General features: G+C 68.3%; 9 protein-coding genes. 8 read left to right on the top strand and 1 reads right to left on the bottom strand.

Going from position 1 to position 11,167, the window contains the following annotated elements; all coding sequences use genetic code 11:
- Together ACE3TU_RS13660 and ACE3TU_RS13655 are read left to right on the top strand one after the other, a co-directional pair.
- Positions 1–327, top strand: a 327-nt coding sequence (locus tag ACE3TU_RS13660) for an aldo/keto reductase (RefSeq protein WP_374625063.1), incomplete at its 5' end; no start/stop codon positions are given.
- Between the two features lie 102 nt (positions 328–429).
- The gene (locus tag ACE3TU_RS13655) at positions 430–675 is read left to right on the top strand and encodes a hypothetical protein (protein ID WP_374625061.1); all 246 of its coding nucleotides are present in this window, start codon (positions 430–432) and stop codon (positions 673–675) included.
- A 9-nt stretch (positions 676–684) separates the two neighbouring features.
- On the opposite strand, the gene ubiG is transcribed toward ACE3TU_RS13655, so the two are convergent.
- Complete coding sequence (ubiG, locus tag ACE3TU_RS13650; protein WP_374625059.1) at positions 685–1,428, bottom strand: bifunctional 2-polyprenyl-6-hydroxyphenol methylase/3-demethylubiquinol 3-O-methyltransferase UbiG; 744 nt, start codon at positions 1,426–1,428, stop codon at positions 685–687.
- Between the two features lie 689 nt (positions 1,429–2,117).
- Between ubiG and ACE3TU_RS13645 the strand changes: the two genes are divergently transcribed.
- The 6 genes from ACE3TU_RS13645 to clpB form a co-directional block, all read left to right on the top strand.
- Positions 2,118–3,389, top strand: a complete 1,272-nt coding sequence (locus tag ACE3TU_RS13645) for an aspartate kinase (protein WP_374625057.1) — start codon at positions 2,118–2,120, stop codon at positions 3,387–3,389.
- Between the two features lie 65 nt (positions 3,390–3,454).
- The gene (gene ptsP / locus ACE3TU_RS13640) at positions 3,455–5,722 is read left to right on the top strand and encodes a phosphoenolpyruvate--protein phosphotransferase (protein WP_374625055.1); all 2,268 of its coding nucleotides are present in this window, start codon (positions 3,455–3,457) and stop codon (positions 5,720–5,722) included.
- Positions 5,723–5,730: 8 nt separating this feature from the next.
- Complete coding sequence (gene prfA / locus ACE3TU_RS13635) at positions 5,731–6,807, top strand: peptide chain release factor 1 (RefSeq protein ID WP_374625053.1); 1,077 nt, start codon at positions 5,731–5,733, stop codon at positions 6,805–6,807.
- Positions 6,808–6,836: 29 nt separating this feature from the next.
- The gene (gene prmC / locus ACE3TU_RS13630; protein WP_374625051.1) at positions 6,837–7,658 is read left to right on the top strand and encodes a peptide chain release factor N(5)-glutamine methyltransferase; all 822 of its coding nucleotides are present in this window, start codon (positions 6,837–6,839) and stop codon (positions 7,656–7,658) included.
- A 316-nt stretch (positions 7,659–7,974) separates the two neighbouring features.
- Positions 7,975–8,613, top strand: a complete 639-nt coding sequence (locus tag ACE3TU_RS13625; RefSeq protein WP_374625049.1) for a DUF4167 domain-containing protein — start codon at positions 7,975–7,977, stop codon at positions 8,611–8,613.
- A 227-nt stretch (positions 8,614–8,840) separates the two neighbouring features.
- Positions 8,841–11,167: ATP-dependent chaperone ClpB (clpB, locus tag ACE3TU_RS13620; protein ID WP_374625047.1), on the top strand; the 2,327-nt coding region annotated here is incomplete at its 3' end.

Below are 11,167 nucleotides of genomic sequence, written 5' to 3'. Positions count from 1 at the left end.
GTCGCCACCGTGCAGAACCTCTACAATGTCTCCAACCGCAAGAGTGAGGACGTGCTGCGCTATTGCGAGGCCAACGGCATCGGCTTCATCCCGTGGTATCCGCTGGCCGGCGGCGACCTGGTCAAGTCCACCCGCTTCCAGGCGATCTGCAGCAAATATGCGGCGACGCCGAGCCAGGTGGCGCTGGCCTGGGTGCTGCAGCGCTCGCCGGTGATGCTGCCCATTCCCGGCACCGGCAAGGTCCGGCATCTCGAGGAAAACACCGCCGCCGCCGCGATCCGGCTCGAGGATGAAGATTTCGAGGCACTGAGCCGGCTCGGGCGCTGAGCGCGCATGAAGCTGCGGTTCAGCCCCGGTTCAAGTTCGCCCTGCCAGTCTCCCTGCAACTACGCGGCGCCTGGTCGCCGTGACGGACCGAGGAGGACAGTCATGCGTTTCGAGAGCTTCGCCCCCGCCACCACCCCTGCCGGCGGCGCCATCCGGGCCCTGATCAGCAGCGAGGCGGCCCAGGCGCTGTCCCGGCTGCGGCCGTTCGACTTCGCCGTCGAAGACGCGCTCGACAAGGCCTATGGCAAGGGCCAGTGGTTCATGTACTGGGACGAGGACCTGCGCGGCCGGCCGATCCGCGGCACCATCAGCCTCGCCTTCGGCCGCGAAACGCTGGTGATCGGCTGATCGGGCCGGTCAGCTCGCCTTCGGCCGTTCCGCCAGCACCATGTAGTTGACGCCCAGGTCCCGGCTCGGGCGCCACTCGTCGGCAAGCGGGTGGAACACCACCCCCGTCCGGTCGATCACCCTCAGGCCGCTGCGCTTGACCAGCGTGCCGATCTCGTCGGGGGTGAGGAACTTGCGGTAGTCGTGCGTGCCGCGCGGCAGCCAGCGCAGGACATATTCGGCCCCGACGATGGCGAGCGCGAAGGCCCGCGGCGTGCGGTTGATGGTGGCGGTGAACAGCAGCCCGCCCGGGGCGACGAGTTCGGCACAGCTGTGCATGTAGAGCGGCACGTTGTCGACGTGCTCCACCACTTCCATGTTCAGGACGATGTCGAACCGGTCGCCGGCCGCCGCCAGCGCCTCGGCGGTGGTGGTGCGATAGTCGATCGCGAGGCCGGACTGGGTGGCGTGCAGCGCCGCGATGCGGACGTTCTTTTCTCCGGCGTCGATGCCGGTGACACTGGCCCCCAACCGGGCCAGCGGCTCGGACAGCAGGCCGCCGCCGCAGCCGATATCGAGGACGCGCAGGCCCTCGAGCGGCCGCCGCGCGGCGGCATCGCGGCCGAACTGGGCGATCGCCCGGTCCCGGACATAGGCCAGCCGCACCGGGTTGAACTTGTGCAGCGGCCTGAACTTGCCGGTCGGGTCCCACCACTCGTCGGCCATGGCGGCGAACTTGCTGATCTCGTCGTCGTTGATGGTGGTGGTAGTCATCTCGGCCTCCCGGATGTGGTGGCCTATATCGGCCGCAATGAGGGCCGGGGCAAGACACAAGCTGTCGCGGGCGCAGTCCTCACCCTCCGAGCGTGCCGCACCTACGCGCGAAGGGCAGGGGTGGGCGTGGCCAAACGCTCCGGCGCCAGTTGCACCCCCCCTCCCCAACCCTCCCGCACGGGGGAGGGTGTCCGCCGGTGAGTTGGCAGTCATGGCGCCACCAACTCGATCCCCACCTCCCCCTTTGACGGGGGAGGCAAGCGAAGCTTGTGAGCGCAGCGAACTAGCGCAGCTCGGAGGGGGTGCGACGCAGGCTCAAACATCTGAGATTGCAGCACTATACGAGCGTGCGACGTATCCCTCCTCTCCACAACCCAACTATTCTCCCCCGTTCCCCGCTGGGCGCAGTCGTGCACGGACGGTTGGCGGGGGATTTCGGGGGTCGCCGGAGCCGTCCGGCGGCGGGTTGGTGCGGGTGACACCCGGCCTTCGCCCATCCAGGCTCCGCTGCAGCAATGCAGGCGCGAGGCGCGGTGGGGGCGGTCCCGCCCACAACAATCAAACTCGGGGCTGGATGGCCGCCGGGCGCGGCGTGTCGTCCTGTTGCGCGCGGCACGGCTTTGTGGCACATCCCGCGCCGAAATCAGCGTACCGGCCGGTTCGGACCGGGCATAGGCGAGGGCAGGGCCTTGGGCCGTATCGTAGTCAAGTTCGGCGGCACCTCGGTCGCCAGCGTCGAGCGCATCCGCCAGGCGGCGCGACACGTCAAGCGCGAGGTCGATGCCGGCCATGAGGTGGCGGTGGTCGTCTCGGCCATGAGCGGCAAGACCAACGAGCTGGTCGGCTGGGTCAACGAGGCAACGAAGCTGCACGATGCGCGGGAATACGACGCCGTGGTCGCCTCGGGCGAGCAGGTCACCGCCGGACTGATGGCCATCGTGCTCAGCGAAATGGGCATCCCGTCCCGCTCCTTCCAGGGCTGGCAGGTGCCGATCAGGACCGACGACGCGCACGGCGCGGCCCGCATCGTCGAAATCGACCCGACCGAGCTCGAGGCGCGCTTCGCCGAGGGTACGGTGCCGGTCATCACCGGCTTTCAGGGCATCGCCCCCTCCGGGCGCATCACCACGCTCGGCCGCGGCGGCTCGGACACCAGCGCCGTGGCGGTGGCGGCGGCGGTCAGGGCCGACCGCTGCGATATCTACACCGATGTCGACGGCGTCTACACCACCGACCCGCGCATCACCCCCAAGGCCCGGCGCCTCACCCGCATCTCGTTCGAGGAGATGCTGGAAATGGCCTCGCTCGGCGCCAAGGTGCTGATGATCCGTTCGGTCGAGATGGCGATGGCGCACAAGGTGCGGCTCACCGTCCGCTCCACCTTCGATGATCCGGAGGCGCCGCAGATCGCCCCGGACGGCACGCCCGGCGTCCCCGGTACACTGGTTTGCGATGAGGATGAGATCATGGAACAGCAGATCGTTTCGGGCGTCACGCTGGCGCGCGCCGAATCCAAGATCACGCTGCGCGACGTCAAGGACCGGCCGGGCATCGCCGCGGCGATCTTCGGGGCGCTGGCCGACGAGTCGATCGTGGTCGACATGATCGTCCAGAACGTCTCGGAGGATGGGTCCACCACCGACATCACCTTCACCGTGCCCGATGCCGAGCACGACAAGGCGCTGAAGGCCCTGCAGGCGGCCGGCGGGGCGGGGCGGTTCGAGTATTCCAAGATCACTAGTGCCAAGGGCGGCGCCAAGGTCTCGGTGGTGGGGGTGGGCATGCGCAACCATGCCGGCGTCGCCGCCTCGATGTTCAAGGCGCTGGCCGACAAGGCGATCAACATCCAGCTGATCACCACCTCCGAAATCAAGACCTCGGTGCTGATCGACGACGAGTATGCCGAGCTTGCGGTCCGGGCCCTCCATACGTATTACGGGTTGGACAAGGAAGACGCCTGAGCCGCCGCTGACCCCGATCGCGGTGCCCGGGCCGTAGGGCGGCGCGGGGCCGCCGGGCGGGAATCATGGCGACAGCGATCAGCGGGCCGCGCGTGCTGCTCAGGCAATTGCGCGAAACCATGGCGGAGCCGCTGGCTTCGCAGGCCCGGCTCGACAAGATCGTCACCCTCATCGCCCAGAACATGCACGCCGACGTGTGCTCGTTCTACGTGCTGCGCGACGACGGCGCGCTCGAGCTGTTCGCCACCCGCGGCCTTGCCGAAACCGCGGTGCACATGACCACGCTCAGGCTGGGCGAGGGCCTTGTCGGGCTGATCGCCAAGCAGGCCGAGCCGCTCAGCCTCGAGAACGCGCCGGCGCACCCGGCCTTCGCCTACCGGCCGGAGACCGGCGAGGACCCGTTCCTCGCCTTTCTCGGCGTGCCGGTGCTGCGCGCCGGCCAGACGCTGGGCGTGCTCGTGGTGCAGAACCGCGAGGCGCACCTGTACGGCGAGGACGAGATCGAGGCGATGCTGACCACGGCGACGCTGCTCGCCGAGATGATGTCGACGGCCGATTTCGACGCGCTGATCAAGCCCGGGCAGGACATCGAACTCAGGCGGCCGCGCACCTTCAACGGCGCGGGCTTCACCGACGGGGTGGCGCTGGGCCAGGTGGTGCTGCACGATCCCCGCGTCGTCGTCACCAATTTCGTCGCCGAGGATACCGAGGCCGAACAGGTCCGCATGCGGGCCGCGCTCGACCGGATGCGCCTGTCCATCGACGACATGCTGAGCCACGGCGACATGGTGGCGTCGTCGGATCATCGCGAGATCCTCGAGAGCTACCGCATGTTCGCCCATGACCGGGGCTGGGTAGACCGGCTCACCGAGGCGATCGACAACGGCCTCACCGCCGAGGCGGCGGTGGAGCGGGTGCAGAACGACACCCGCGCCCGCATGATGCGGTCCACCGATCCCTACATCAAGGATCGCCTGCACGATCTCGACGATCTGGCCAATCGGCTGCTGCGCGTGCTCACCGGCGACGGCGATGCCATGGGTCGCAAGGACCTGCCCGAGAACGCCATCCTCGTCGCCCGCAACCTCGGGCCGGCGGAACTGCTCGAATACGACCGGTCCCGGCTGCGCGCCGTCGTGCTCGAGGAAGGGGCGTCGATCAGCCACGTGGCGATCATCGCCAAGTCGCTCGGCCTCGTCGCCGTCGGGCAGGCCGAGAACGTGGTGGCGCTGTCGGAATCGGGCGACGACATCATCGTCGATGGCGGCACCGGGCAGGTGCACCTCAGGCCCACCGCCGACATGATCCAGGTCTATGTCGACAAGGTGCGGCTCGGCGCCAAGCGGCGGGCGCACTACCTCGAACTCAAGGATCGGCCATCGGTCACCCGTGATGGCGTCGAGGTCACGCTGTTCCACAATTCCGGGATCGTCGCCGACCTGCCGATGCTGCGCGACACCGGTGCGGCGGGGGTAGGGCTGTTCCGCACCGAGCTGCAGTTCATGATCGCTTCGCGCCTGCCGCGCCTCAAGGAGCAGGTCGAGCTCTATGCCGAGGCGATCCGGCTGACCGAGGGCAAGCCCATCGTCTTCCGCCTGCTCGATGTCGGCGGCGACAAGGTGATCCCCTACCTGCGCTCGGAGGCCGAGGAGAACCCGGCCATGGGTTTCCGCTCGCTGCGCCTCGCCCTCGACCGGCTGGGGCTGCTGCGCATCCAGATCCGCGCCCTGCTGCAGGCGGCCAATGGCGGGCCGATGAAGATTCTGGTGCCCATGGTCACCGATGCCTGGGAGTTCCGGCAGACGCGACTGGTGGTCAACAAGGAAGTCGAGCGGCTGGTGCACGAGGGGCGTCCGGTGCCCTCCCGGCTCGAACTGGGCGCCATGATCGAGGTGCCGTCGCTGCTGTGGGAGCTCGACCACGTGCTGCCCGAAGCCGATTTCGTCTCGATCGGCTCGAACGACCTCGTGATGTTCCTCACGGCCGCTGACCGCGGCAACAAGCGGGTCGCCAAGAGCTATGATCCGATAGCGCTGCCGCGCCTGCGGGCGCTCAAGCATATCGTCGATATGGCGCAGCGCTATGGCGTGCCGCTCACCATGTGCGGGGAGCTTGCGGGGCGCCCGGTCGAGGCGCTGGCGCTGATGTCGATCGGCATGACGCGGCTGTCGATGAGCCCGCCCTCGGTCGGCCCGATCAAGGAGATGGTACTGGGGACCGAGTTGCTGCCGATCCGCAAGTCCGTCTCCGCGGCGCTGCTCGAGGGGGCGCACGGCCCCGACATCCGCGAGCTGCTGCTCGAGTGGGTGGACCGGCAGGGCCTGGTGATCTGACCTCCGCCATGGCCAGCCTCCCCCAGGACAAGCTCGACGCGCTCAGCAAGCGGTTCGATTCGATCGAGGCGGCGCTGTCGGCCGGTCCGTCCGCCGAGCAGTTCGTGCGCCTCAGCAAGGAATATGCCGAGCTCGAGCCGATCGTCAGGCCGATCGAGGCCTATCGCAAGCTCCTTTCCGATCTCGAGGCGGCCGAGGAGCTGGCCGCCGGCGGCGACCGCGAACTCGCCGAGATGGCGGCTGCCGAGGTCGAGGAGCTGAAGCCGCGCATCGAGGCCGCGGTGCAGCAGATCCGCATCCTGCTGCTGCCGCGCGATGCCGCCGACGAGAAGAGCGTCATTCTCGAGGTGCGCGGCGGCACGGGCGGCGACGAGGCCGCGCTGTTCGCCGGCGACCTGTTGCGGATGTACCAGCGCTATGCCGACCTGATGGGCTGGAAGTTCGCGCTGATGGAGGAAAGCCCCGGCGAAGTGGGTGGCTACAAGGAAGTGGTCGCCAACATCTCGGGCAAGGGCGTCTATGCCAAGCTCAAGTTCGAATCGGGCGTGCACCGGGTGCAGCGCGTGCCGGCCACCGAGTCGCAGGGGCGCATCCACACCTCGGCCGCCACCGTGGCGGTGCTGCCCGAGGTCGAGGACATCGACATCGAGATCAGGCCCGAAGACATCCGGATCGATACGATGCGCTCGTCCGGCGCCGGCGGCCAGCACGTCAACACCACCGATTCGGCGGTGCGCATCACGCACCTGCCGACCGGCATCGTCGTTACCGCCAGCCAGAAGAGCCAGCACCAGAACCGCGCCACGGCCATGAAGGTGCTGCAGGCCCGGCTCTACGAGGAGCAGCGGCATGCCCGCGATTCGGCCCGTTCGGAGGCGCGCCGCGAGCAGGTCGGCTCGGGCGACCGGTCGGAACGCATTCGCACCTACAATTTCCCTCAGGGACGGGTAACCGATCACCGGATCAATCTGACGCTGTACAAGCTCGACAAGGTGATCGCCGGCGAGGCCCTTGGCGAACTGATCGACGCGCTGATCACCGAGCATCAGGCGGCGCAGCTCGCGGCGATGGAGGGCATCAGCTGACACTGAGCATTGGGGGGGCATGGCGGGGGGTGCGGGACCTGTTCCGGCGGGCCGGGATCGGAACGGCGGAGCTGGAGGCGCGCCTGCTGGCGGAGGCGGCCTTCCGCATGGACCGGCTGGAACTGGTCAACCGCGAACGCGAGCCGGCCCAGCCGGAGCCCCTGAAGACCCTCGAGGCGCTGGCCGAGCGCCGCCTGCGTGGCGAGCCGGTCGAGCGCATTCTGGGCGAGAAGGAGTTCTGGGGCCTTGCCTTCAGGCTCAACGAGGCGACCCTGGTGCCGCGTCCGGAGACCGAGATGCTGGTAGAGCGCGGGCTCGAGGAGATCGGCGGGCTGGATGCGCCGCGCATCCTCGATCTGGGCACCGGCACCGGCTGCATCCCGATCGCGCTGCTCAGCGAGTTCTCCGACATGCAGGCGGTGGCGATCGATCTGTCGGAACGGGCCCTCGAGGCGGCCCGGGACAACGCCCGCCGTCACCATGTCGACCGGCGGATCACCTTTCGCCGCGGCTCCTGGTTCGATCCGCTCGATGCGGGCCAGCGTTTCGAACTCATCACCTCCAACCCGCCCTACGTCGAGAGCGGAACCATCGCGACGCTGATGCGCGAGGTGCGCGATCACGATCCGCTGCTTGCCCTCGACGGCGGACCGGACGGGCTTGCCGCCTACCGGGCGATCGCGTCGGAGGCGCCGCTCTTTCTGCAACCCGAGGGCGTGCTGCTCTTCGAGATCGGGGCCGGGCAGGGGGTGGCCGTGAGCGATATCCTCGTCGATGCCGGGTTCGTCGACATCGCCGTCGAATGCGACCTGGCCGGCCACGAGAGGATGGTCGTGGCGCGCCGCGGCTGAGGTCTTGTGCCCGGGCCGCGACCTCCCATATTTTCCGCTTGGAAAGACGGGGCGAACCGGGTACGTTCCTCCCGCTGTCAAACGGCATGATTGATCGTGCCAAGGTGACGGCCACCCGCTCATCGGCGAGCTGCGTTCGGCAGCATCGACACCTGGACGAGGAACCGGGGCGCCGTGATGGGCCACAAGTGGTTCAGCCCGCAGCTCTAGGCACCTTGGACTAGCTTGCCCGCCGGCGTCGTGCCGGCCCGCAGCCCGAGGCGCCGATGGCCCGAACTTGCCGTTAGTGATCTTTTCCAAGGCTTGAAAAGAGACGATGAGACCAAACCAGCAGAACAACAAGAACCGCTCGCGTGGACGGAACAACAATGGTGGCCGCAAGCACGGCAACCCGTTGAGCCGGAACTACGAGAGCAACGGCCCCGACGTGAAGGTGCGCGGCAACGCGGCCCACATCGCCGAGAAATACCTGCAGCTCGCCCGCGATGCGCAGTCCTCCGGGGACAGCGTCATGGCAGAGAACTACCTGCAGCACGCAGAGCACTATTTCCGCATCCTCAGCGCGGCGCAGCCGCAGGCCGGTCAGCGCGACCAGTTCGGCCAGCAGGGCGAGGAGGACGATTACGACGACGATTTCGCACCGATCAATGATCGGTTCGCCTCGCCGGAACCGCGCCAGCCCTACCAGCAGAGCCAGCCGCAGCCCGAGCCGCAACCGATCCCGGGCAGCGAGCCGGTGGTGATGGCGGCGGTGGAGGTGGCGGCACCGGTCGACGGCGAGACCGCAGCGGCAGCGGCCGAGGGCGAGCCGCGCCGGCACCGCGAGCGGCGCCCGCGTCGCCGGTCGCGCGGACAGGGCGGCGACGGCGTCGCTGGCGATCCAGCCAACGCTCCGCAGCCCGATGTCGGCGAACTGCCTGCCTTCCTGACTGCCGGCAGCACCGCCGCCGAGTAGTCTGCTGCAATGCCAGGCATGGCGAAGGGCCGGGGGAGACCCCGGCCCTTTTGTTTTGTCCGGGCCTCCCTATATCTCGTTCGAGACCGGAGAGTGCCGCCGAGCGGGCCTCCGGAATTGATCCGGCAGATGCGGGAGCGCGGCTTCCGGTCGTGTCGGGTCAGCGCTTCAGGCGTTGGGCCCGTGCCTGTCGAGGGGCGGTCCGGCGTGCCACACAGGAGAGTTGCATGAACATCGAGAAGTACACGGAACGTGCCCGCGGCTTCATTCAGAGCGCCCAGCAGGCGGCTCTGGGGGCCGGCCACCAGCAGTTCCTGCCCATCCACCTGCTCAAGGTGCTGCTCGACGACGAGGAGGGCATGGCGGCCGGACTGATCGCCAAGGCCGGCGGCGATGCCCGCCTGGCGCGCGCCGAAACCGAGGCGGCGATCAAGCGCATCCCGAAGGTGTCGGGCGATGCCGGTCAGCTCTATCTCAGCCGCGAACTGGCGCGGGCCTTCGACACGGCCGAGAGCGCGGCGCAGAAGGCCGGGGACTCGTTTGTCGCGGTCGAGCGCATGTTGCTCGCTCTGGTGGTGGAGAAGGACACCGATGCCGGCAAGGTTCTCGCCGCCGCCGGCGTCACGCCGCAGGCGCTGAACGAAGCGATCAACGACATCCGCAAGGGTCGCACCGCTGATTCGGCCTCCGCCGAGAACCAGTACGATGCGCTGAAGAAATATGCCCGCGACCTCACCGCTGCGGCGCGCGATGGCAAGATCGATCCGGTGATCGGGCGCGACGAGGAGATTCGACGCACCATCCAGGTTCTCTCCCGCCGCACCAAGAACAACCCGGTGCTGATCGGCGAACCCGGCGTCGGCAAGACCGCCATCGTCGAGGGGCTCGCCATCCGCATCGTCAATGGCGACGTGCCCGAATCGCTCAAGCACAAGGCGCTGCTGTCGCTCGACATGGGGGCGCTGATCGCCGGCGCCAAGTATCGCGGCGAGTTCGAGGAGCGGCTCAAGGCGGTGCTCAACGAGATCTCGTCGGCAGAGGGGCAGATCATCCTGTTCATCGACGAGATGCACACCCTGGTCGGCGCCGGCAAGACCGACGGCGCGATGGATGCGTCCAACCTCCTCAAGCCCGCGCTGGCCCGCGGCGAGCTTCACTGCGTCGGCGCCACCACGCTCGACGAGTATCGTAAGCACGTCGAGAAGGACGCGGCGCTGGCCCGGCGCTTCCAGCCGGTCTTCGTCGACGAGCCGACGGTCGAGGACACCATCTCGATCCTGCGCGGCCTCAAGGAAAAGTACGAACTGCACCACGGCATCCGCATCTCCGATTCGGCGATCGTCGCGGCCTCGACGCTCTCCAAGCGCTACATCGCCGACCGCTTCCTGCCCGACAAGGCCATCGACCTGATCGATGAGGCGGCGGCCCGCCTGCGCATGGCTGCCGAGTCGAAGCCCGAGGAACTCGACGAGCTGGATCGGCGCATCATGCAGCTCAAGATCGAGCGCGAGGCCCTCAAGAAGGAGACCGACGAGGGCTCCAGGTCGCGGCTCGGCCGGCTGGAGCAGGAACTGGCCGACCTCGAGGAGCAGGCGGCTGCGCTGACCACCCGGTGGCAGGCCGAGAAGGCCCGCATGCAGGGCGGTCAGAAGCTCAAGGAAGAGCTCGACAAGGCGCGCACCGATCTCGAACTGGCCCAGCGCCAAGGGAATTTGGCGCGGGCCGGCGAGCTTGCCTATGGCGTCATCCCGGGTCTCGAGAAGCAGATCAGGGCGGCCGAGGACCCCAATGGCGACGGCAAGCCCGACAACCCGATGGTCGAAGAGGTGGTGCAGCCCACGCACATCGCCCAGGTGGTGAGCCGGTGGACCGGGATCCCCGTCGACAAGATGCTCGAGGGTGAGCGCGAAAAGCTGCTGTCGATGGAAACCGAGCTCGGCAGGCGGGTCGTCGGCCAGGCGGAGGCGGTCGAGGCGGTCGCCAAGGCCGTCCGCCGGGCGCGGGCGGGGCTGCAGGATCCGAACCGGCCGATCGGCTCGTTCATGTTCCTCGGACCGACCGGGGTGGGCAAGACTGAACTGACCAAGGCGTTGGCGCAGTTCCTGTTCGATGACGAGCACGCCATCGTGCGCATGGACATGTCGGAGTTCATGGAGAAGCACTCGGTGGCCCGGCTGATCGGCGCTCCTCCGGGCTATGTCGGCTACGACGAAGGCGGGGTGCTGACCGAGGCGGTGCGGCGCCGGCCCTACCAGGTGGTGCTGTTCGACGAGATCGAGAAGGCCCACCCGGACGTGTTCAACGTCCTCCTCCAGGTGCTGGACGACGGGCGGCTGACGGACGGGCAGGGGCGGACGGTCGACTTCCGCAACACCATCATCATCATGACCTCGAACCTGGGCTCGGAATACCTCGTGGGCCTCAAAGACGGGGAAGGGGTGGAACTGGTGCGCGGCAAGGTGCTGGACGTGGTCAAGGCCTCGTTCCGCCCCGAGTTCCTGAACCGGGTCGACGACATCATCGTCTTCCACCGGCTGGAGCGCGGGCACATGGG

Source organism: Devosia sp. (assembly GCF_041917035.1).
Classification (GTDB): domain Bacteria; phylum Pseudomonadota; class Alphaproteobacteria; order Rhizobiales; family Devosiaceae; genus Devosia_A.
Note: the sequence above shows the minus strand (reverse complement) of the source record. Positions and strands in the feature narration are given on the sequence as shown.

Excerpts from the sequence above, each read along its gene's own strand:
- ACE3TU_RS13655 (WP_374625061.1), top strand. The coding sequence starts at position 430 with ATGCGTTTCGAGAGCTTCGCCCCCGCCACCACCCCTGCCGGCGGCGCC.
- ubiG (WP_374625059.1), bottom strand. The coding sequence starts at position 1,428 with ATGACTACCACCACCATCAACGACGACGAGATCAGCAAGTTCGCCGCC.
- ptsP (WP_374625055.1), top strand. The coding sequence starts at position 3,455 with ATGGCGACAGCGATCAGCGGGCCGCGCGTGCTGCTCAGGCAATTGCGC.
- prfA (WP_374625053.1), top strand. The coding sequence starts at position 5,731 with ATGGCCAGCCTCCCCCAGGACAAGCTCGACGCGCTCAGCAAGCGGTTC.
- ACE3TU_RS13625 (WP_374625049.1), top strand. The coding sequence starts at position 7,975 with ATGAGACCAAACCAGCAGAACAACAAGAACCGCTCGCGTGGACGGAAC.